This is a genomic window from Maribacter dokdonensis DSW-8 (assembly GCF_001447995.1).
Lineage (GTDB): Bacteria > Bacteroidota > Bacteroidia > Flavobacteriales > Flavobacteriaceae > Maribacter > Maribacter dokdonensis.
Window position 1 is genome coordinate 170,337 of sequence record NZ_LDPE01000002.1, and the last position, 21,651, is coordinate 191,987.

Annotated in this window: 22 protein-coding genes; 5 read left to right on the top strand and 17 right to left on the bottom strand. The window is 36.9% G+C overall.

What is annotated here, in order from left to right; genetic code table 11:
• Positions 1-114: 114 nt before the first annotated feature.
• Complete coding sequence (locus I600_RS10335; protein ID WP_058104466.1) at positions 115-1,092, bottom strand: endonuclease/exonuclease/phosphatase family protein; 978 nt, start codon at positions 1,090-1,092, stop codon at positions 115-117.
• Between the two features lie 110 nt (positions 1,093-1,202).
• On the opposite strand from I600_RS10335, the gene hflX reads away from it, so the two are divergent.
• Complete coding sequence (hflX, locus tag I600_RS10340) at positions 1,203-2,414, top strand: GTPase HflX (protein WP_058104467.1); 1,212 nt, start codon at positions 1,203-1,205, stop codon at positions 2,412-2,414.
• A 275-nt stretch (positions 2,415-2,689) separates the two neighbouring features.
• Here hflX and I600_RS10345 read toward each other — a convergent pair whose 3' ends face one another.
• From I600_RS10345 to I600_RS10405, 13 genes are all read right to left on the bottom strand, one after another.
• Entirely contained in the window at positions 2,690-3,610 is a 921-nt protein-coding gene (locus I600_RS10345) for a DUF3078 domain-containing protein (protein WP_058104468.1), read from the bottom strand.
• 71 nt (positions 3,611-3,681) lie between these two features.
• A complete protein-coding gene (locus I600_RS10350; RefSeq protein WP_058104469.1) occupies positions 3,682-4,188 on the bottom strand; it encodes a DUF2480 family protein in 507 nt (168 codons plus the stop codon).
• Between the two features lie 29 nt (positions 4,189-4,217).
• Positions 4,218-4,550 carry an SUF system Fe-S cluster assembly protein gene (locus I600_RS10355; protein ID WP_058104470.1) on the bottom strand — a complete coding sequence of 111 codons (333 nt, stop codon included), beginning with the start codon at positions 4,548-4,550 and terminating at the stop codon, positions 4,218-4,220.
• A gap of 5 nt (positions 4,551-4,555) precedes the next feature.
• A complete protein-coding gene (locus I600_RS10360) occupies positions 4,556-4,981 on the bottom strand; it encodes a SufE family protein (protein ID WP_058104471.1) in 426 nt (141 codons plus the stop codon).
• A gap of 73 nt (positions 4,982-5,054) precedes the next feature.
• The gene (locus tag I600_RS10365) at positions 5,055-6,269 is read right to left on the bottom strand and encodes an aminotransferase class V-fold PLP-dependent enzyme (RefSeq protein WP_058104472.1); all 1,215 of its coding nucleotides are present in this window, start codon (positions 6,267-6,269) and stop codon (positions 5,055-5,057) included.
• A gap of 75 nt (positions 6,270-6,344) precedes the next feature.
• Entirely contained in the window at positions 6,345-6,938 is a 594-nt protein-coding gene (locus I600_RS10370) for an outer membrane protein (RefSeq protein WP_058104473.1), read from the bottom strand.
• 122 nt (positions 6,939-7,060) lie between these two features.
• Entirely contained in the window at positions 7,061-8,377 is a 1,317-nt protein-coding gene (sufD, locus tag I600_RS10375) for a Fe-S cluster assembly protein SufD (RefSeq protein ID WP_058104474.1), read from the bottom strand.
• Positions 8,378-8,453: 76 nt separating this feature from the next.
• Positions 8,454-9,206, bottom strand: coding sequence for a Fe-S cluster assembly ATPase SufC (gene sufC / locus I600_RS10380; protein ID WP_058104475.1), 753 nt, complete (start codon positions 9,204-9,206; stop codon positions 8,454-8,456).
• Between the two features lie 56 nt (positions 9,207-9,262).
• Positions 9,263-10,708 (bottom strand): Fe-S cluster assembly protein SufB, encoded by a 1,446-nt coding sequence (gene sufB, locus I600_RS10385; RefSeq protein WP_058104476.1) that lies wholly within the window; start codon positions 10,706-10,708, stop codon positions 9,263-9,265.
• 39 nt (positions 10,709-10,747) lie between these two features.
• A complete protein-coding gene (locus I600_RS10390; RefSeq protein WP_058105106.1) occupies positions 10,748-11,113 on the bottom strand; it encodes a four helix bundle protein in 366 nt (121 codons plus the stop codon).
• A 42-nt stretch (positions 11,114-11,155) separates the two neighbouring features.
• Positions 11,156-11,485, bottom strand: coding sequence for a HesB/IscA family protein (locus tag I600_RS10395; protein ID WP_058104477.1), 330 nt, complete (start codon positions 11,483-11,485; stop codon positions 11,156-11,158).
• A gap of 123 nt (positions 11,486-11,608) precedes the next feature.
• Entirely contained in the window at positions 11,609-12,955 is a 1,347-nt protein-coding gene (locus I600_RS10400) for a hypothetical protein (RefSeq protein ID WP_245188877.1), read from the bottom strand.
• Positions 12,955-14,202 carry a choice-of-anchor B family protein gene (locus I600_RS10405; protein ID WP_058104478.1) on the bottom strand — a complete coding sequence of 416 codons (1,248 nt, stop codon included), beginning with the start codon at positions 14,200-14,202 and terminating at the stop codon, positions 12,955-12,957. The genes I600_RS10400 and I600_RS10405 overlap by 1 nt, the downstream gene beginning before the upstream one ends.
• A gap of 127 nt (positions 14,203-14,329) precedes the next feature.
• On the opposite strand from I600_RS10405, the gene I600_RS10410 reads away from it, so the two are divergent.
• Both I600_RS10410 and thiL read left to right on the top strand, forming a co-directional pair.
• Positions 14,330-15,787, top strand: coding sequence for a Gfo/Idh/MocA family protein (locus I600_RS10410; RefSeq protein ID WP_058104479.1), 1,458 nt, complete (start codon positions 14,330-14,332; stop codon positions 15,785-15,787).
• Between the two features lie 98 nt (positions 15,788-15,885).
• Complete coding sequence (gene thiL, locus I600_RS10415) at positions 15,886-16,929, top strand: thiamine-phosphate kinase (protein WP_058104480.1); 1,044 nt, start codon at positions 15,886-15,888, stop codon at positions 16,927-16,929.
• 16 nt (positions 16,930-16,945) lie between these two features.
• On the opposite strand, the gene I600_RS18980 is transcribed toward thiL, so the two are convergent.
• Entirely contained in the window at positions 16,946-17,167 is a 222-nt protein-coding gene (locus I600_RS18980) for a hypothetical protein (protein WP_074670994.1), read from the bottom strand.
• 251 nt (positions 17,168-17,418) lie between these two features.
• Between I600_RS18980 and brnQ the strand changes: the two genes are divergently transcribed.
• Together brnQ and I600_RS10425 are read left to right on the top strand one after the other, a co-directional pair.
• Entirely contained in the window at positions 17,419-18,696 is a 1,278-nt protein-coding gene (gene brnQ / locus I600_RS10420; RefSeq protein ID WP_058104481.1) for a branched-chain amino acid transport system II carrier protein, read from the top strand.
• 92 nt (positions 18,697-18,788) lie between these two features.
• Positions 18,789-19,409, top strand: coding sequence for a fasciclin domain-containing protein (locus I600_RS10425; RefSeq protein ID WP_058104482.1), 621 nt, complete (start codon positions 18,789-18,791; stop codon positions 19,407-19,409).
• Positions 19,410-19,466: 57 nt separating this feature from the next.
• Here I600_RS10425 and I600_RS10430 read toward each other — a convergent pair whose 3' ends face one another.
• Together I600_RS10430 and I600_RS10435 are read right to left on the bottom strand one after the other, a co-directional pair.
• Positions 19,467-20,237 (bottom strand): exodeoxyribonuclease III, encoded by a 771-nt coding sequence (locus I600_RS10430; RefSeq protein ID WP_058104483.1) that lies wholly within the window; start codon positions 20,235-20,237, stop codon positions 19,467-19,469.
• Between the two features lie 9 nt (positions 20,238-20,246).
• On the bottom strand, positions 20,247-21,539 hold the full coding sequence (locus I600_RS10435; protein WP_058104484.1) for an aminopeptidase P family protein: 1,293 nt from the start codon (positions 21,537-21,539) through the stop codon (positions 20,247-20,249).
• Positions 21,540-21,651 lie beyond the last annotated feature (112 nt).

The following is a 21,651-nucleotide window of genomic DNA, read 5'->3' on the forward strand; positions in this document are numbered from 1 at the left end:
AGTGTTCGGTGAATGAACACTTTTATTCGATGAATTACCTAAACATTACAGCGAACCTGTTGTGAAAACGCTATTTTTTGATGTGTAAGATTTTTCTTTCTAATTATTTCCCTGCTAAGAGTTGAAAGTAAACATAGCATAGACCGGAAAGTGATCGCTATAACCCCCTAGATATTTGTCAGAAACGAACGTTCTATACGGAGTACCTTTATATTTTCCCTTCTTTTCCCGAAGCGATTTATGGTCAAAAATATCCGCCTTATCAAAACTATGGGTGTTCTTTTCATAATTGAAAAATGAATTGGAGACCAAAATTTGATCGAACATATTCCACTTGCTTCCATACACGGAAGACCCTCGGCTATTTGGAATATGCAAAGTTTCCATAGGGTTAAATAGTCCGGCTTCATCTTTTAAGGTTTGCATACTTAAAGAAGATGGATCATCATTAAAATCGCCCATGACAATAATATTGGGGTCCAATTCTTCCATTTTAATAGCTTCAATACGCTGAATTATTTCCTTTGCCGCAATTACGCGTTTATATTCCGTCTCAACACCGCCATCTCTTCTAGACGGCCAATGATTTACAAATACATGCACCAACTCTTTATTCAACTCTCCCTTTACATATAGTATATCCCTAGTGGTATCCCTTACGCCCCCAACATTATCTACCAACAAAGCCAATGGTTCTGCATGCAACACTTTAAAAAAGCGTTTACGGTAAATTAGTCCAGTATCTATACCACGTTCATCGGGAGAATCAAAATGTATAAAACCATAGTCCACATCATCTAAAGGATCGGTATCTAACAATGCCTTGAGCACACTATTGTTCTCTGCTTCTGCCACACCTATTAAGGCAGGTGGGTATGGGTGTTCCTCATCCCCTATCTTAAAAATAGTTTTTGCAAGTTTTTGAAGTTTACGTTGGTATTTTTCAACGGTCCATTTTTTTACTCCATTAGGGGTAAAATCCTTGTCCAAAATGTTCACGTTGCGTTCTGGATCAAATAGATTTTCTAAATTGTAGAAAGCAACCGTGTAGCGCTGTTTTTTAGTCTTTTTCTTAAAAAATGGTAATCGCATGTATAATATTAATGAGTAAACTACTTCCGAGCACGTACTCTTGATTATCGAGTCAATAAAAATACGAAATAGCTTATGGGTAATTGCTTAATTTTGCACTTTAAGGTATTATGATAGAAAAGAAGAGTATAGATTATGAAAAAGCGGTTCTTATTGGTATTATCAATAAGGAACAGAATGAGGAAAAGGTAACTGAGTATTTAGATGAGTTAGAGTTCCTTACCTACACCGCTGGTGGAGAAGTAACCAAAAGGTTTGTACAACGTATGGATGTACCTAATCCAAAAACACTGATCGGCAGTGGTAAAATGGAAGAGGTAGAACGTTATGTTCAAGAGAACGAAATTGGTTCTGTTATTTTTGATGACGAACTATCACCTGCACAGCAACGTAACATTGAAAAAATATTACGCTGTAAGATCATTGATAGAACAAGTTTAATCCTGGACATTTTTGCACAACGTGCACAGACCAGTTATGCCCGTACCCAAGTAGAGCTGGCACAATATGAATATTTGCTGCCAAGACTTACCGGACTTTGGACTCACCTTGAACGACAAAAAGGTGGTATAGGTATGCGTGGACCCGGAGAAACCGAAATTGAAACGGATAGACGTATTGTACGTGATCGTATAACACTGCTTAAAAAGAAGTTGGCGAAAATAGACCGCCAAATGGAAACCCAAAGAGGTAACCGTGGCGCTTTGGTACGCGTTGCTTTGGTAGGGTATACCAACGTGGGCAAATCTACCCTAATGAACGTTATTAGTAAGAGCGATGTTTTTGCCGAGAACAAACTGTTTGCCACCTTGGATACCACGGTAAGAAAGGTAGTTCTGGGCAATTTACCCTTTCTTTTAAGTGATACGGTAGGATTTATTAGAAAACTACCTACGCAATTGGTAGAAAGCTTTAAAAGTACCTTAGATGAAGTTCGTGAAGCAGATTTGCTTTTACATATTGTAGATATCTCTCATCCACAGTTTGAAGAGCATATAGACTCTGTAAACAATATTCTATCGGATATTAAAAGTTCGGATAAAAAAACTATCATGGTCTTTAATAAAATTGATCAGTATGAGCATGAAACCATTGATGAAGACGATTTAGTTACCGAGCGTACCGGAAGGCATTTTACCATTAATGATTGGAAACATACCTGGATGGAAAAAGTGGGTGACCGTGCTATTTTTATCTCTGCATTGAACAAAGAAAATTTAGATGAGTTTAGAAAACGTGTTTATGATGAGGTAAGAGACATTCATGTAACCCGTTTTCCTTATAATAATTTTCTTTATCCAGAGCATTTGGACGAATACTAAATACCAATTTTAATAGAATTGATGTAGTTCATCGATGAAATGAAACCGATGGTAAATCTCACCACACAATGCGATCAGTTCACAACATAAATTGTTTTCAGCAAGACCTTATGCATTAATTTTACAGTGTACTTAAGCAAAGGTATTGACCCCAAATCGATATTTTACTTATGAAAACAAAAAGTAAAACCCCAAATTTTACGATAATTACTTAACCAAAAAAAGCCCTCTAAACAGAGGGCTTTTTTAATTTGTACACTTAAAACTTCTTATACTTAGAACGCATAGTTAAGACCTACCAAGAAGTATGTCTGTAACTTGTTATCTACAGTATCAAACGTTTCAGCAGGGTTGTCAGCTAATGCGAAATTTAAAGCTTCTTGCTTGTTATCACGTAAACCAAATTCAAAACCTAAACCAATACCGTTCCATAACGTGTAACCAAAAGAATTGATCCAAGTTAAGTTAGAAAGGTCTCCGCTCTTGTAGCTTTGAAACATAGAAAGGTTAGACTTGAAATTGATCGCTCCAAATTTTTTGGTATAATCGGCAACGATCTTAGCACCTAAAGAAGACTCAAAAACTGCATCGTTATCACTAAATACAAAGTTGTAGTTTAATGGGTGAATTACAACCACCAAATTGGCATTAGGGTTCCAAGTAGCACCAACCCCTAAATCAAGGTATCCTGGATCGTTGAAGTTATCTAATATAGTTGTTCTATATTCACCTAAACCAGAAATGGCCCAAGTTTTGCTAATATTTCTACCGTAAAGAGATGTGATGTTAAATACATCGGTACCTTTTTGAAAGCTATCATCATCGGTATCGTCGTTCTTATCATCGAACTTTACCCATCCAAGGTTTACATTAGCAGAATTTCTCCAAAAGAATTTTTCTTCCTTTAAGTTGGCAAACGCATTTACGGTTACACCAATGTTACCAGAAGCTAAATCTGGAGTTCCTTGACCATACCAGTTGTTAAAGCTGCTCAAGTTTGCACCAATAGTACCAAAGGCACCTTTTTTCCAACCTGGCAAGGCGTCAATTTTACCTTGTATAGCATCTGCTCTACCTTGTATAGCCGCTATTGAATCTTTAGCTGCACCTAACTGCGTTTTTAATTCCTCTTCCGTTTGAGAAAAACCAACGGTTGCTACAAAAGCAAGAGCTAGGGTTAATACAATTTTCTTCATAATACTTAATGTTTATAGTTTATAGTGGCGCAAAGGTAATATTATTGACGCCATCTATAAAAATGAAAATGTTATTTTCTTTTGTATAAAGGCACAGAAGAGCATGCCTCACCGTACATGATAGACTTTGCTACAGGCTTTAAACGCTCAGCCAGAAAAAGATATGCGTTGGCAGGAACAGGTTTTTTACTACAACCTTTTATAATAATTAATCTATCTTGATATTCTGATATATCTATATTTTCAATTACGGATTGATATATACTGGTTTCCAGATCTACCAATGAACCCTGTACCGCCTTTTTGGCAATACCGCTAAGCTTTACACTTAGCAATAAGTAAGCCCAGCCAGGAATTATAGCATCTGTGGAACAATGCATGGCAACGTATGCATCTTTATATTGCGACCAGTCATGGGCATCAACAAAGGCTCTAAATTCTTTTTCTTTGAGAATAAAGCCTTCATACAGCCAATCTTTGATGTCCAAAACCATTCTTTCACCTTTTGGATAGTAATCCTCAAGATTAAAGGTGATCAATTTGCTCTGGGCAACTTTATTTACAATTTCATCTTCCATAGAAGCACATTATCAATTGCTTGGTCTAATTAAAGTAGACCTAATTCTAATTTAGCCTCTTCGCTCATTAAATCTTGGGTCCAAGGTGGATCAAAAGTAATTTCAACCTCTGCATCTTTAATGGCATCCAAAGATTTTACTTTCTCTTCAACCTCTGCAGGCAAGCTTTCCGCTACAGGGCAGTTAGGAGAAGTTAGGGTCATTAAAATCTTTACTTCATTGTCCTCGTTCACCAATACATCATAAATTAAGCCTAATTCATAGATGTCCACAGGAATTTCCGGATCATATATTGTTTTTAAAATACGAACAATTTTCTCCCCTAATTCTGCACTATCCTCTGCTATATTTTCGTCACTCATAATTTCTATTCTTCAATTTGTGTTTGATACGCCACTGCGTATAACTTCAGTTGTTTGATCATACTCACCAAACCATTTGCCCTTGTGGGCGATAAATGCTCTTTTAATCCAATTTCATCAATAAATTCTGTGTCCGCATCTAAAATATCTTGAGGCTTTTGATTGCTGAACGCCCTAATTAAAATGGCAATAATACCTTTTGTAATAATGGCATCACTATCCGCAGTAAAAACCAACTTATTATCTTCAAGCTCCGCATGTACCCAAACCTTGCTTTGACAACCCTTTATAATATTATCATCGGTCTTGAATTCTTCTTTGATCAATGGCAAAGATTTGCCCAACTCGATCATATATTCATACCGTTGCATCCAATCATCGAACATGGAAAATTCGTCTATTATCTCTTCTTGAATCTCTTTTATTTCCATTGCTTTATTTTATACAAAAATACGATAACAATTGATGCATTTCAAACCTTTACATTACCAATGAAACTTTGTGTTACAACAACATGCTTTTAGCTTTTAAAACACCGGCGATAAGCACATCTACTTCATCTCTGGTATTATAAAATGCAAAACTTGCACGCACCGTGCCCGGTATTTTAAAGAAGTCCATTATGGGTTGAGCACAATGATGACCTGTACGTACCGCAATACCCAATTTATCTAAAATGCTACCCATATCATAAGGGTGTATACCTTCTATATTGAATGATATCACAGAAGTTTTGTTCTTAGCTGTACCATAGATTTTAAGTCCGTCTATCTTCAATAGTTCTTGCGTAGCGTACTCTAATAATGCTTGTTCATACTTGGCAATTTCCTCAAAACCTATGGCATTCATATAATCCAATGCCGCGCCAAAAGCAATACCACCACAAATATTAGGCGTACCCGCTTCAAATTTATGTGGCAAATCCGCATAGGTAGTTTTCTCAAAAGTAACCTCCGCGATCATTTCGCCACCACCTTGGTATGGTGGTAACTTATTCAACCATTCTTCTTTACCGTATAGCATACCAACTCCCGTTGGTCCACATATTTTATGAGCGGAGCAGGTATAAAAGTCAACATCTAAAGCTTGTACATCTGCCACTAAATGCGGAGCTGCCTGTGCCCCATCAATTAATACGGCAGCGCCAACCTTATGTGCCTTTTCTATTATTTCTTCAATAGAATTAATGGTACCTAACGCATTTGAAATATGGTTACAGAAAACCAATTTCGTTTTATTGGACAACAGCTCTTCGTACACATCCATCAGTAATTCCCCTTCTTGATTCATTGGAATTACTTTTAAAATTGCACCAGTACGCTCGCATAACATTTGCCAAGGCACAATATTGGAATGATGTTCCATGGCAGAAACTATAACCTCATCACCTTTCTTGATCAATGCAGAGAATCCGTTGGCAACAAGATTTATACTATGCGTTGTTCCGGACGTGAATATGATTTCATAAGATTTGGCGGCATTAAAATGCTTCTGAATCTTTAATCTAGCCTGCTCATATTTATCTGTGGCCTCTTGTGAAAGCGTATGCACCCCACGATGTATGTTGGCATTATAGTTCTGATAATAATCTACAATAGCATCAATAACCTGTTGTGGCGTTTGCGATGTAGCGGCATTGTCCAAATAGACCAATGGCTTACCATTTACCTCACGCTTAAGAATTGGAAAATCTTCTCTTATCTTTTTAATATCTAACATAGTCAATCTTCTTATATACAAAGATACCCGATAATGAAAACATATCGGGTATGAAGGGTATTGTAATATGTAATTTTAGAATCTAAATCCTACTCCTATTTTTAGGCGATCTATATTTTCTCTAAAATCAATGTTTATTCTTTCATTATCAAATACAACCTCATCTTTAACTTGAAGTAAAATCATATCATATTTTAATTGTAAAAAGAATCTTGATGATATATCATAGGAGATTCCGATATCAAAATTGAATCCTCCATCAGCACCACTGCGATCTGAAAAATCTGTACCTGAAATTGATCCACTAAAATTATTACTCACAACAGAATAACCAACACCGACCATAGGATGCCATTTTGGTGCAAATGGCACACTAAACTCCGCAAACAACTTCGGTTGAAAAAGATATGTTTTAGACTTGAACGTATCTTCATTATTATTACCTGCTTTGTCATATACAAAACCACCATTAAGGTCTAAACCCAAACGAACTAAGTCTGTTCTAAAAAAGCGGTATTTTATACCTAAATCAATTGCTCCATCATTATTGGAAAATGTACCATCATCTAATGTGAATGGGTAATTAGCCTCAACACTCCATTTCTGATCTTGAGCATGTAAAACAATACAGGTAAAAGCTAAAAATGAGGTAAGTAAAAGTCGTTTCATAAAATTCCAGTTAAATATTTATAAGACGAAAATAGCTTAATAGCAGTGTAAGAAAATACAACGGCTCGTTAAGAATAACCTAACGAACCGTTAATTTTAAATAATCTTGAATTGAAAATATATTACAAATCAAACCCAAGGTTCACCCCTAGCTTCTTTGCTATCAATTTATTTATTCTAATCTTTAATTCCGGAATACGAACAGAAGACAATACGTTATTTGCAAAGGCATACATTAATAATGCTCTTGCTTCTTTCTGTGGAATACCTCTAGATTGCAGGTAAAACAATGCATCTTCATCTAACTGACCAATAGTACAACCGTGAGAACATTTTACATCATCGGCAAAAATCTCTAATTGCGGTTTTGTATTGATGCTAGCCTTGTCACTGATTAAAATATTGTTATTCTGCTGAAAAGCATTGGTCTTTTGAGCAATTTTATCAACGATAATTTTACCATTAAACACCCCAGTTGAACTATCACCATAAATACCTTTGTAATCTTGGTGACTTTCACAATTAGGTTCAATATGATGCACTAAGGTATGGTGATCTACATGTTGCTTTTCACCTAATATAGTAACACCTTTCATGGTAGAATCTATATACTCCCCATTCTGATAAAAATTAAGGTTGTTACGAGTTAATTTACCCCCAAAGGAGAAGGTATGAACCTTAACAACACTCTTGTCTTTTTGATCAATATAGGTATTGTCGATTAATGACGCAGATTCAACATCGTTCTGAATCTTATAAAAATCTACGATAGCACTTTTAGCGGCAAAAATTTCCGTAACCGCATTGGTAAGTACCTCGTTTGAGGTTAAACTCTGGTGACGTTCAATTATTTGTACTTCGGCATTTTCTTCAACAACGATCAAATTACGTGGTTGTAGCATTAGTGAAGCCTCATTACCTGTGGAGAAATGTAAAATTTCAATAGGTTTTTTAGGCATCTTGTTCTTAGGAATATAGATATATGCCCCTTCTCTACTAAATGCAGTATTCAAAGATGTCAATGACTCGTCTTTAGATGCAATTTTATTGAAATACACATCTATAACCGGTTTGTACATTGGTTTAGTAAGTGCAGCACTCATTAAGCAGATATCTACACCGTCATGCGTGGTCTCAGAAAGGTAAGAACTGTAAATACCATCTACGAAAACAATCTTATAAGAATCGATCTCGTGTAAAAAGTAACGCTTTACATCTTTATATTCCAACGCATTATCCTCCTTTGGAAAAATGCTAAAATCAATTTTCTGTAAGCTATTAAGCGAAGTATATTTCCATGCTTCCTCCTTTTTGGAAGGAAACCCTTTTTCCTCAAAGTTCTTTATAGCCGCCATACGAACATCGTGTACCGGATGCTCTACATCCACGTTGTTCTCAAACGCCATAAAAGAGGAAATCAATTTATCTTTTAAATCCATATATCTTTAGTATTAAGTCCTTAGTACAAAGTAATAAGTACTCTATACTAAGTACTTTGTACTTAGTACTAATTTTTTAAACCGCTGTTTCTTGCTTTAACCAGTCGTATCCTTTCTCTTCTAGCTCTAAAGCAAGTTCTTTACCACCAGATTTTACGATTTTACCATTATGCAATACATGTACATAATCAGGCACTATATATTCCAACAAACGTTGGTAGTGTGTAATTAAGATAACTGCATTGTCTTTGCTCTTTAACTTATTTACACCACTAGCAACAATTCTTAGGGCATCAATATCCAAACCAGAATCGGTTTCATCTAAGATAGCCACCTTTGGTTCTAACATTGCCATTTGAAAAATTTCGTTTCTCTTTTTCTCGCCACCAGAGAAACCTTCGTTCAAAGATCTAGATAAGAACTTACGGTCGATTTCCAATAATTCAGATTTCTCACGAATTAATTTCAACATATCCTTGGCAGGCATGTCCTCTAAACCTTTTGCCTTACGAGATTCGTTAATGGCAGTTTTCATAAAGTTGGTTACAGAAACGCCTGGAATTTCCACTGGGTATTGAAAAGAAAGAAAAACACCTTTATGCGCTCTTTCTTCTGGAGATACATCCTCTAAATCTTCTCCACTTAGTTCAATAGAACCTTGGGTAACTTCAAAGTTCTCATTACCTGCAATTACAGAAGCCAATGTACTCTTACCTGAACCATTTGGTCCCATGATAGCATGAACTTCTCCTGCTTTAACTTCTAGATTAATTCCTTTTAATATTTCCTTATCCTCTACACTAGCATGTAGATCTTTAATTTTCAACATAATATGTTACTTTAAATATTCTGGTGCCTATGGCTTTTTTTTAATATTGACTTTTCTTATCCTACAGAACCTTCTAAACTAATTTCCAATAGCTTTTGGGCTTCTACAGCAAATTCCATCGGTAGTTTGTTCAGTACCTCTTTACTGAAACCGTTTACGATCAATGCAATTGCCTTTTCAGTATCTATACCTCTTTGGTTACAGTAGAAAATTTGATCTTCACCAATTTTACTTGTTGTAGCCTCGTGCTCTATCATGGCGCTTTTGTTCTTTGCCTCAATGTACGGGAAGGTATGTGCACCACACTCGTTACCCATCAACAAAGAATCGCATTGAGAGAAATTACGTGCACCTTCTGCACGGCTGTTCACCTGTACCAGTCCACGGTAACTATTTTGGGATTTACCTGCAGAAATACCTTTAGAAATAATAGTACTCTTGGTGTTCTTACCAATATGAACCATTTTAGTTCCCGTATCTGCTTGTTGGTAATTGTTTGTTACTGCAATAGAATAGAATTCCCCTATGGAGTTATCTCCTTTTAAGATACAGGAAGGATATTTCCAGGTAACGGCAGATCCTGTCTCTACCTGTGTCCAAGAAACTTTGGCGTTCTTTTCTACCAATGCTCTTTTGGTAACAAAATTGAATACTCCGCCTTTACCATCTTTTCCTCCAGGGAACCAGTTTTGTACCGTTGAGTATTTAATTTCCGCACCATCTAAAGCAATAAGCTCTACAACGGCTGCATGTAATTGGTTTTCATCTCTAGAAGGTGCAGTACAACCTTCAAGGTAACTTACATAACTATCTTCATCCGCAATAACCAAGGTACGCTCAAACTGACCTGTACCTGCTTGATTTATTCTAAAATAAGTAGAAAGTTCCATTGGGCAACGAACACCTTTTGGAATGTAACAGAAACTACCATCAGAGAAAACCGCAGAATTTAAGGCTGCGTAAAAATTATCTCTTTTTGGAACTACAGAACCAATATACTTTTTCACCAATTCTGGGTGATCTTTAATAGCTTCAGAAATGGAACAGAAAATAATACCTTTTTCTGCCAAGGTCTTCTTAAATGTAGTTGCTACGGATACCGAATCCATTACAATATCTACCGCTACATTTTGAAGTTTCTTTTGCTCATCTACAGATATTCCCAACTTTTTGTACATCTCCAACAACTCTGGATCAACATCATCTAAAGTTTTGTTCGGATCTGCTTTCTTTGGGGCAGAGTAGTACGATATCGCTTGAAAATCTGGTTTTTGATAATGTACATTAGCCCATTCTGGCTCTTCCATTTCTTTCCAGTACTTAAAAGCCTCTAATCTCCAAAGCGTCATCCATTCCGGCTCTCCTTTTTTCTTAGAAATAGCAATAACGATCTCTTCGTTTAAACCATTGGGAAACGTTTCGGACTCAATATCTGTATAGAAACCGTATTCATATTCTTTGGTTTCCAGTTCTTTCTTTAATTCTTCTTCTGTATATGCCATATATTTATAGTTAATAAGTTAAAAGATAACGAGTTAAAACTAACTACATCTCTTCTTAACATATTTAATATAGTTTGCTAGCTGCCTTGAAATAACCACAATTTGCGCTCTATACTCTATTAATTCCCTTTTATCAAAATATCCTATTTCCTCCATTACATTGAAAATATTTCTCACTTCTCCTGAAGATCCTTTCGCAAAATATAGGAACCTAATCAATTCCTTATCCGTTTCTCGTTCAAAACCTTCGGAAATATTATTTGAAATTGAAATTGTTGCTCTTCTTAATTGATCAACCATTGCAAAATCATTTTTCAGAGGTTGCCTTTCTAGCAAACTATAGATATTCCCTGTAAACGTTATCGATAATTTGTATACTTCTAAATCTTCAAAAGAACTATACATAAACACCTTTACTTATTTCCTTTTTTCTCTTTTTACTTTAATTTATAATGAAAAACTTTCGCCACAACCACAGGTTCTTTGTGCGTTAGGGTTGTTAAAAACAAATCCTTTTCCGTTTAGACCACCTGAGTATTCCAGCACAGTTCCTACTAAATATAAAAAGCTTTTCTTATCTACGATAATTCGTACATTATTGTCTTCGAACACTTTATCAGCTTCATCTTTCTTATTATCGAAGTTTAACTCGTAAGATAATCCACTACACCCGCCACTCTTTACACCAACACGCACAAAATCTTTAGAAGCATCAAAACCCTCTTCTGTCATGAGGCTGATGACTTTCTGTTTAGCCGTTTCTGATACTTGAATCATAATATCTCGATTTAATCTAAAAATAGTTTACAAATATACGTTATAAGTAGGTTTTTACCATAGAACCTTACATTATTATAACGTATAAGTCAATAGAGAAATCCTATGATCAACTGTTGAAGGTTATTTAATTTTTAGAAGTACAAGGTCTGTATTTCCTTTAGAGGTCAAGGTATTAAAATCAGTACTTGCCGTTTCTCCCACCACCATTACACTTCCGTCCTCATTTTCAATGAGATCATATGCAAAATCCAGTCCCGACCCACCATAGGATTTCTCCCAGACCAATTCTCCTACACTATTGGTTTTCACCAGCCAAATATCATTTTCACCATAATTAAACGAACTGTCCTTATCATCACTTTTTGAATTACCGGTAATGTAGAAACCGCCATCTTTACTCTGCAAAACAGCTTGTGCCAGATCAAACTCCGATCCGCCATAGGTCTGTTCCCATACGAGGTTGCCTTCGGCATCAATTTTGATCATCCACACATCAGACCCTCCATGATTGACCAATACATCTCCATTGTTACTAAATGTATTTCCTACCACAACATAACCATCATCTGAGGTTTTTGCTATATCATATGCAACCTCAATACCATCGCCCCCAAATGAATGCTCCCAAAGCAGATTGCCAAATGCATCTACCTTAACTACCCAGAACTCATAACTACCATTGGTGCTGCTAACATCGTAATCATCACTTTCAGTAAAACCGGCCATTACAAAACCGCCATCATTACTCTGAACCACGCTGTGAGCACGGTCATTGTTTGTTCCACCAAAATAACCTCGCCACTGAATACTTCCATTTTCATCTATTTTGGTGCCCCAAAATTCACCCACACCATGGCTGGTAAGACCGTTTCCTTTTTCAGTATTGCCGTCGGCCCTGGCCGAGGTAATATCTAAAAAACCCGTAAAAAAGTACCCACCTTGTGACGCCTCAAGAATATCGTATGAATGATCATGTCCAGAAAAGCCGTAGCTGCTCTCCCATTCCAAAACACCTTGTGCATCTAATTTTAAAATCCAGTTGTCATGAAAACCTTGATTATTGGTAGCATCACCATCACTACTCATGGCATAACCCGTTAGCGCATAACCACCATCTGTAGTTTGAACCAAACTCTGACCGATATCGTCCATACTACCGCCATAAGTTTTGTTCCATTGTAAAACTCCGTTGGCATCAAATTTTAAAAACCAATAATCATTTTCTTCCTCAAACTTTGCAGCAATATCACCATCAATACTACCTGTATATCCTAAAACGGCAAAACCCCCATCGTTTGTTCCAATAATTGCCTGAGCACTTTCGTTTCCACTACCGCCAAAATTTTTGACCCAAACCAACTCCCCTACAAATTCAGATTCTAGCCCGTTAAAAGCAACTTCTGCATCTTCTTTTGCACAAGAAAAAACAACACACAGCACCAAGAACAAAAGAATTCGTCTTATCATCAGTTCGATTTTTTAATAATAAAGAAACCGCTATTGATATCGCTTACAACAATATTGGCACTTTCAAAATAAGGATAAACACTCCAAACACCTGAAAACTGCGTATTATCATTTTCAGGGTAGGTATCAAAATACCCTGTTTCAACAACCACACTGTTCTCAATTTCAGAAATATCCAAAATTCGCACACCGGCAGTATAATTGGCCAAGAAAAACTCATCTTGCAATACATAACCATTATGATCTATGGCATTCGTAGGACCTAAATACGTGTGATGCAACACGGGATTCTCTAAATCTGCCATATCAAAAATTAGCGTACGTGTTTGAAAACCTTGTCTCACCTCATCCAATTCATCACCTAGGATAAAAAAACGCTGATCTTCCGTAAACCAACCTTGGTGTGTATATCCAATATTAGAATATGGCAATGTAGCCAAGGTTATCGGTGCACTCTTGTCCGATATATCCACGACTACCACTAAGTCTTCATTAGCACCCACAAATATTTCCGCCCCTTGATAATCAGCATCAGGTCCATTATATGTAATCACCTGGGCATCATGCGTATATCCATTTAAACCCCAACCACCTGCAAGTACAGGAACAATAGGATTTTGTAGATCAAGAAAATGCACTCCGCCGTTAAACTCATCATCCCTATCAGTACCGACCGGATAGGCAAAACCAGAGGTTTCATTTATTACGATGTTATGTGCATTTCCAAGTCCGGTATAACGCCCGTCCGCCGTAAATTCTTGGGGAGGGCCAACAACATTTCGCAACCGCTTTAGATCAAACACCTGAACACCATGACCATTAGCCTCTGAGACCACATAAGCAAAATCTTCATACACTTTTACATCTCTCCAGGAACTGGCAGTTGTAGCTGTTGGTAGTTTTCCTAAGTACATAGGGTTTTCAGCATCGGAAATATCTATAAATACCGTACCATTATCCAAGCCCATTATGGCATACTCCTTACCTGTTTCGGCATCGGTCCACCCCCATATATCATTAGCCTCGCTAGCAGAAAAATCGTCTAAAGAAATATGCGCTACCAAATCATAGCCATTGCAAGGGTAAATACCTGCCATTCCATTATTGCATGGTAAACTTCCTATTTCGTTAGGTATGTTGGAAGGCGTTTCATTTTCTACCTCATCGTCTAGCTCTAAATTGGCGCTATCATCTGAAGAACAGCTAAAAAGCAAAGAAAATGTTAAAAACCAAATCACCTTTTTCATGCAATCAATTTATAGTCAACACTTAAAGATACTAAATGCATTCATACAGAATGTATTAAATCCGTTAACCATTTAAATTTCAAAAGAATTCGATTATCTTCATTACCGAATCAAACAACAACAACTTATGTCAAACAACAAAATCAACGACAAAAAGAACACCCGCCGAAAATTTATGAAGAATACCGGTATGGCGGCAGCCGGTTTTATGATCGTACCAAGACATGTACTTGGAGGAACGGGCTTTATTGCTCCCAGCGATAAACTTAACATCGCAGGTATTGGCGCAGGAGGTAAAGGGCAAAGCGATATTGCATCGTTTGCCGAGAGCCCCAACGTTAACATTGTTTCGCTTTGTGATGTAGATGATAGGCAAGCGGTTACTTCTAGAGAAAACTTCCCAAAAGCCAGTTATTACAATGATTTTAGGGAAATGTTAGATAAAGAAGGTAAAAACATTGATGCCGTTTCTGTTTCTACACCCGATCACAACCACGCCGTTGCAGCTTATCAGGCAATGTCAATGGGCAAACACGTGTATGTACAAAAACCTTTGACCCATGATATTTGGGAAGCAAGAATGTTAACAGAGGCTGCCAAAAAATTCAAAGTTGTTACTCAAATGGGTAACCAAGGTGGTTCTGGTGACGGTGTACGTACCATGAAAGAAATTTATGACACCGGAATTATAGGTGAGGTACATACCGTAAAATGTTGGACCAACAGAGCAATTTGGCCACAGGCATTACAAACACCAACTAAAAAAGATCGCATTCCTAAAGGTCTAAACTGGGATCTTTGGTTAGGTACCGCACAAATGCGAGATTATAACAATGCCTACCTACCATTTGATTGGAGAGGTTGGTCAGATTTCGGTACAGGTGCACTAGGTGATATGGCCTGCCATATTATGGATCCGGTATATAGAATTCTTCCGATTTTATATCCTGATACCGTAGAGTGTAGTGTATCTGACTCCTTCAGTGGCAATTTCCAATATAAAGATTACCCTAAAAGTTTCCCAAATTCCAGTAAAATACATTTAAGCTACCCAAGAACGGATGGCAAAGGAAAAATAAAAGTGACCTGGATGGATGGCGGACTATTACCTGAAAGACCAGAGGAACTAGGTGATGATGAAGCTTTAGGAAACTGGGATGGTGGTGTATTGTTCATAGGTACCAAAGGAAAGTTAATGGCAGATTGTTATGGTGCAAATCCGCGTTTACTTCCACTGAGCCTTAACGAACAGTTTGAAGTTGAACAAACCATTGCTCGTGTACCAGAAGGGCACTACTTACAATGGGTAAACGCTTGTATGGCCGGTTACGGTAATGCAGAGACCAGTTCATCCTTTGATTATGCCGGACCATTTACAGAAAGTATCCTAATTGGTAACTTAGCATTAAAATCTTATTTTGAAGTAGACCCTACGGTAGAGAACCAAAGCTTTTGGGGCGGTGGTAAACAATACCACGGTAGAAAACGCTTACAATGGGATGCCGCAAATATGAAAATCACTAATTTTGAACCCGCAAATAAATACGTAAAACGCACATACAGAGATGGTTATTCTTTAGGATAAGCACTCAACAACTTTATAATTTCAGTACTAAGACCGATGCTTTTCAGCTTCGGTCTTTTTTATGCCATACATCTTATTTTACTTCTTATTTTTGCAACATGCTAGAAGATAAAGAACAAGAAAGAACATCATTGGAGAAACTGGGCGAATTTGGGCTCATTGAACACCTTACCAAGGGTTTTGAAATAAAACAAGCATCTACACTCAAAGGAATTGGTGATGATGCCACAGTTTTAGATTTCAAGGATAAAAAGACTGTAATAAGTACCGATCTTTTAATTGAAGGCGTTCATTTTGATCTTGCCTATATGCCACTGAAGCATTTAGGGTATAAATCTATCATGGTAAACCTATCCGATATTTATGCCATGAACGCTACGGCTACCCAAGTAACCATTTCTATTGCAGTCTCTAATAGATTTCCGCTAGAAGCTCTTGAAGAATTATATGCTGGCGTAGCTACGGCATGCAAAACATATAATGTTGATTTAGTGGGTGGTGACACTACCTCTTCCAAAACAGGTTTAATGATCAGTGTTACCGCAATAGGTATTGCCAATGAAGAAGATATTGCTTACCGATCAGGTGCACAACCAAACGATTTATTGGTTGTATCCGGTGATTTGGGTGCGGCATATATGGGCTTGCAAGTTCTAGAAAGGGAAAAAGAGGTTTTTAAAGTAAACCCTAATAGTCAACCCGATTTAGAACCTTATTCTTATATCGTAGAGCGACAGTTGAAGCCTGAAGCAAGAAAGGATATACCTGAGTTATTAAAAAAATTGGAAGTTCATCCTACATCAATGATAGATATTAGCGACGGTCTATCCTCAGAAATTCTTCATTTGAGTAAAAGTAGCGGATTGGGAATTGACTTGTACGAAGACAAAATTCCGTTAGACCCTACCGTAATATCTGCTTGTGAAGAATTCAAGATAGACAGTACCCTTGTAGCGTTAAGCGGTGGAGAAGACTATGAGCTATTGTTCACTATTGACCAAAAAGAATTCCCAAAAATTAAAGGCAATCCTAACCTTACCGTCATAGGGCATACCACGGGAAAAGACGAAGGGGCTTACTTAATTTCTAGGAATAATACGAAGATTCCGTTAACCGCGCAGGGTTGGAATTCATTTGACTAATAAATACCTATTATGACTATGCTACCTGTTGTTGCGTAGCCGTATGTCTTCTTTGGTAAATATGTTCTAATGTTCTATTGATATCTTGTAATTCAGGTGTCAATATAGACAGGTTGCCACTTACGTCTGTGGTTACTTCTTTTTGACAATGAATACATTTGTACTCCTTAATGTGAGATGTCACTTTCTTAGAAATGGAATAGTGATGGCCAAAGATGCTGCAGAATATTTTTTTCATGCTGTAGGTTTTATTGCAAGAATTCCGATTTGGGTGATCGAGAAAATGCGGTTAATATATTAGGTTGAAACTCAAGGAAATTAGCATACGCTTATTTTACTTTTGTTAAAGTACAGTATATTAAAGGACTGAACCACTAATTGTTGTGAGTTTCACCTATGCTGTTGTCAATGCTCTTTTTTTTGCGGTTTCAAAAAATGAAAAAGCTTGGCTTACCTGTTATTTAATAATCTTTCACTTAATTTGTACCTATGTTTAAAAAGAAGGAAACCCTTGTAACCGCCTTTGCTCTATTCTCTCTTTTTTTTGGAGCGGGCAATCTTATTTTACCTCCCCTATTAGGGTTTAATTCTGGAAATCAATGGTTGGTAGTTACTATCGGTTTTGGACTCTCTGCCGTGGCCATTCCCGTTCTCGGAATTTTGGCTCATGCAAAATTACAAGGTTCCCTTATAGACTTTGGCAATAAGGTCTCACCTATTTTCAGCTTAGTATATGCATTTTTCATATACGCTATTGCCATAGCACTCCCCAGCCCTAGAACAGCATCTGTAACGCATGAAATGGCCATTCAGCCATTTTGGGATATATCTTCTTGGTACACCAGCAGCATCTATTTTGCATTAGTGTTATTGTTTGCGCTTAACCGTTCTAAAATATTGAATATACTGGGCAAGATATTGACGCCGGCTATCATTTTAATTCTTCTTTTGGTAATAGGAATAACGATTTTCTCTTTTCCCTTTGATTTTGGAAGCACTACGATTGCCAGTCCGTTTGCCAACGGAATACTGGAAGGCTACCAAACATTTGATGCTATTGGCGCTGTAGTTGTTGGTGGGGTAATCATCATATCCATCAACCTAAAATATGTTGATGCAACCTATGACGAAAAGAAAACATTAATTAGAAATGCTGCCTGGTTTGCCGGTTTAGCCTTGTTTTTAATTTATATGGGTCTTATTCTTTCTGGAGCCTTGTCTCATGCTGTTTTTAATGCAGAAACGACCAGAACCGAAATATTATCCGGTTTAGCAAAACAGAGTTTAGGTAACATCGGCAATTTGTTCTTAAGTATACTGGTAGGTTTAGCATGTTTTACCACCGCAGTAGGTATCGTAACCGGTACGGCAGATTTTGTAGCATCAAGATTTAATGAGTCAAAATCGGCATATACCATTATGGCTATTATTGGTAGTGTATTAGGTGTTCTTGTTGGCCAGTTCAATGTAGCTTATATTATTGCCGTAGCCATACCCTCTTTAATGTTCATTTATCCCATTACCATTATACTCATTGTTTTGAATGTAGTGCCAGATAAATATGCATCGTCTTTGGTATTTAGAGCGGTAACCATAGCCACCATACTATTTAGTATTCCTGATTTCTTGGGAAGTATTGGAGCATTAACACCTGAAGCAAATACGTTTTCGTGGATTCCGCTTCAGCAGTATAGTTTAGGCTGGGTCTTGCCAGCTTTGATTGTGTTCGTAATTTTCAATATTTATATAAACGTCAACAAAAAATAAATTACTGAAAACTTATTTCATCTAATTCATACCCAAAAACCAAACCTTCGTCAATTGGTTTCCGTAAGTGAGGTATACTAAAAAATTAGATTATGAAAATTTCAAATACGATTAAACTTGCCACTCTTGCCTTAACTTTAGGACTTACTACTTCATCCTTCGCTCAAGATGGTGCTATGGAAATGAAGAAGGACAAGAAAATGATGAAAAAGGAAAAAATGATGATGGAGACCAAAATGGTCGGTGGCGCTGAAATGTACCCTAATAAAAACATCATTGAAAATGCAGTGAACTCAAAAGACCACACAACTCTAGTTGCAGCAGTAAAAGCAGCAGAATTAGTAGAAACTTTAAAAGGTGAAGGTCCATTTACAGTTTTTGCTCCTACAAATGAAGCATTTGAGAAATTACCAAAAGGGACTGTTGAGACCTTGTTAATGGCTGAAAACAAAGCGAAATTACAATCGATTTTAACATACCATGTAGTTGCTGGAAAAGTCAGCGCTATGGATTTAATGAAGATGATTAAAGATGGTAACGGAAAAGCTGAATTAACTACAGTAAACGGTGGCACTTTAACTGCAATGCTAAAAGGAAAGAAGGTTCAATTAAAAGATGCCGCGGGTAATTTATCTACTGTGACAATTGCAGATGTAAACCAATCAAATGGAATAATTCATGTTATTGATGCCGTGGTTTTACCAGGTATGTAAGAATTAATATTCCCCCAATTTATAGGAACGGCCCATTAAAAATGGGCCGTTCTTTTTTTAAAAATCTATTTCTAAACTAATAGGGCAATGATCACTGCCCATAATCTGATCATGAATTTCGGAGGACTTTACTTTGTCCCAAATAGATTCACTTACCAAAAAGTAGTCTAAACGCCAGCCCACGTTTCTACCCCTTGCACCACCACGTGCACTCCAAAAAGTATATTTATTGAACGTAGTAGGGTGTAGTTTTCTAAAACTATCAACTAAATTGACCTCTTTCAACATATGGTCAAACCCATCTATCTCCACTTGGGTAAATCCAGAAGTTTTGTTGTAATTACTTTTGGGGTTGGCTAAATCGTTCTCAGTATGTGCCACGTTAAAATCACCTGTAATGATCAACGGCTTTGATTTTGAAAGCTCTTTTAAGTAATTGGTAAAATCTTTATCCCATCCTGCACGGTAATCCAATCTTTTTAGTCCACTACCACTATTTGGAATATAGACGTTCACCAAATGAAAGTGTTCAAATTCAGAATGGGTAATCCTTCCTTCTAAATCATGAATTTCTACCCCCATATTGTTGTTGAACGCCACGGGTTTCTGTTTAGAAAGAATTCCAGTACCAGAATATCCTTTTCTTTCGGCGCTATTACTAAACAGTTCATAATCTGTAATTTCTTTCAATGCTTCGGCAACCTGATCATCTTGCGCCTTGGTTTCTTGAACACAAAACACATCGGCATCAAATTCCTTTACAATATCCTCAAATCCCTTTTTAACCGAAGCCCTAATTCCATTAACGTTCCACGATACTAATTTCATGCTTGCTATTTAGTTGTTCATTAATTCCTCTATCTCATCTGCCTTAATCGGAATATTCGCCATTAAGTTAAAAGGTTCTCCTTTTTCTTGAATAACCACATCATCTTCTAAACGAATACCCATATTTTCTGCAGGTATATAAATACCCGGCTCTACGGTAAATACCATATTGGCTGTCATTGGTGTTTTCAAAGCCCCATAATCATGCGTATTCAGACCAATATGGTGACTTGTACCGTGCATGAAGTATTTCTTGTATGCAGGCCATTCGGGATTTTCATTTTGTACATCGGCTTTATCCAACAAACCAAGACCTAAAAGTTCTGAGGTCATTATTTTACCACATTCCTTGTGATATTCTGCCCAAAGCGTACCCGGCACCAACATTTTGGTAGCATCGTCTTTTACACGTAAAACAGCATTGTACACCTCTTTTTGGCGTTTGGTAAATTTTCCGCTTACAGGTATAGTTCTAGTAAGATCACTAGAATAATTGGCATATTCTGCAGCAGTATCCATCAAAATTAAATCACCAGCATTACATGCCTTGTTATTCTCTAAATAATGTAACACATTAGCATTATTACCAGATGCAATAATTGGCGGATAAGCAAAACCTTTAGATTTGTTTCTTATGAACTCATGTAGCAACTCTGCCTCAATTTCATACTCCATCACCCCTGGTTTCACAAAACTTAGTAGTCTTCGAAATCCTTTTTCAGTGATATTACATGCCGTTTGCATAATATCAATTTCCTCAGGCTCTTTTACACCTCTAATTTCCTGCAAAATAGGATTACTCTTTGCTACGCGATGAGCAGGATATTCACGCTTACATTTTTCAATAAACCGATCTTCTCTAGTCTGTGTTTCTACCGCCTGCCTGTAATGCTCGTTTGTATTGAAATAAATAGTCTCGGCTTCGGTCATGAGATCGAAGAAGATTTTATCAAAATCTTGCAACCAACAAATGGTTTCTATACCAGACACTTCCGTAGCCTTTTCTTTGGTTAATTTTTCACCTTCCCAAATGGCAATATGCTCATTGGTTTCACGAACAAACAAAACTTCGCGATGTTTTTTATTAATGGCATCGGGAAACAACACCAGTATCGTTTCTTCTTGATCAGCACCAGATAGGTAAAATATATCTCTATGTTGCTCAAAAGGCAAAACACTATCGGCTCCTATCGGGTAAATATCGTTAGAGTTAAAAACTGCAATACTTTTAGGTTGCATGCGGTCCATAAACTTCTTACGGTTCTTTATAAATAGGGAGTTAGGTATTTGATCGTATTTCATGAATTTATATTTTGATATAAAATTACGCATTATGTGTTGTTTCCTTAAAAAATAGGGCATGGAATTATAAAATTTACAAGAATGTTAGCACAACTTCTTAGCTACAAAATGG

Excerpts from the sequence above, each read along its gene's own strand:
- thiL (WP_058104480.1), top strand. The coding sequence starts at position 15,886 with ATGCTAGAAGATAAAGAACAAGAAAGAACATCATTGGAGAAACTGGGC.
- sufC (WP_058104475.1), bottom strand. The coding sequence starts at position 9,206 with ATGTTGAAAATTAAAGATCTACATGCTAGTGTAGAGGATAAGGAAATA.
- sufD (WP_058104474.1), bottom strand. The coding sequence starts at position 8,377 with ATGGATTTAAAAGATAAATTGATTTCCTCTTTTATGGCGTTTGAGAAC.
- I600_RS10435 (WP_058104484.1), bottom strand. The coding sequence starts at position 21,539 with ATGAAATACGATCAAATACCTAACTCCCTATTTATAAAGAACCGTAAG.
- I600_RS10365 (WP_058104472.1), bottom strand. The coding sequence starts at position 6,269 with ATGTTAGATATTAAAAAGATAAGAGAAGATTTTCCAATTCTTAAGCGT.
- hflX (WP_058104467.1), top strand. The coding sequence starts at position 1,203 with ATGATAGAAAAGAAGAGTATAGATTATGAAAAAGCGGTTCTTATTGGT.
- I600_RS10390 (WP_058105106.1), bottom strand. The coding sequence starts at position 11,113 with ATGTATAGTTCTTTTGAAGATTTAGAAGTATACAAATTATCGATAACG.
- I600_RS10355 (WP_058104470.1), bottom strand. The coding sequence starts at position 4,550 with ATGAGTGACGAAAATATAGCAGAGGATAGTGCAGAATTAGGGGAGAAA.
- brnQ (WP_058104481.1), top strand. The coding sequence starts at position 17,419 with ATGTTTAAAAAGAAGGAAACCCTTGTAACCGCCTTTGCTCTATTCTCT.
- I600_RS10370 (WP_058104473.1), bottom strand. The coding sequence starts at position 6,938 with ATGAAACGACTTTTACTTACCTCATTTTTAGCTTTTACCTGTATTGTT.
- I600_RS10350 (WP_058104469.1), bottom strand. The coding sequence starts at position 4,188 with ATGGAAGATGAAATTGTAAATAAAGTTGCCCAGAGCAAATTGATCACC.
- I600_RS10345 (WP_058104468.1), bottom strand. The coding sequence starts at position 3,610 with ATGAAGAAAATTGTATTAACCCTAGCTCTTGCTTTTGTAGCAACCGTT.
- sufB (WP_058104476.1), bottom strand. The coding sequence starts at position 10,708 with ATGGCATATACAGAAGAAGAATTAAAGAAAGAACTGGAAACCAAAGAA.
- I600_RS10400 (WP_245188877.1), bottom strand. The coding sequence starts at position 12,955 with ATGATAAGACGAATTCTTTTGTTCTTGGTGCTGTGTGTTGTTTTTTCT.
- I600_RS10335 (WP_058104466.1), bottom strand. The coding sequence starts at position 1,092 with ATGCGATTACCATTTTTTAAGAAAAAGACTAAAAAACAGCGCTACACG.
- I600_RS10430 (WP_058104483.1), bottom strand. The coding sequence starts at position 20,237 with ATGAAATTAGTATCGTGGAACGTTAATGGAATTAGGGCTTCGGTTAAA.
- I600_RS10425 (WP_058104482.1), top strand. The coding sequence starts at position 18,789 with ATGAAAATTTCAAATACGATTAAACTTGCCACTCTTGCCTTAACTTTA.
- I600_RS10410 (WP_058104479.1), top strand. The coding sequence starts at position 14,330 with ATGTCAAACAACAAAATCAACGACAAAAAGAACACCCGCCGAAAATTT.
- I600_RS10405 (WP_058104478.1), bottom strand. The coding sequence starts at position 14,202 with ATGAAAAAGGTGATTTGGTTTTTAACATTTTCTTTGCTTTTTAGCTGT.
- I600_RS10360 (WP_058104471.1), bottom strand. The coding sequence starts at position 4,981 with ATGGAAATAAAAGAGATTCAAGAAGAGATAATAGACGAATTTTCCATG.
- I600_RS10395 (WP_058104477.1), bottom strand. The coding sequence starts at position 11,485 with ATGATTCAAGTATCAGAAACGGCTAAACAGAAAGTCATCAGCCTCATG.
- I600_RS18980 (WP_074670994.1), bottom strand. The coding sequence starts at position 17,167 with ATGAAAAAAATATTCTGCAGCATCTTTGGCCATCACTATTCCATTTCT.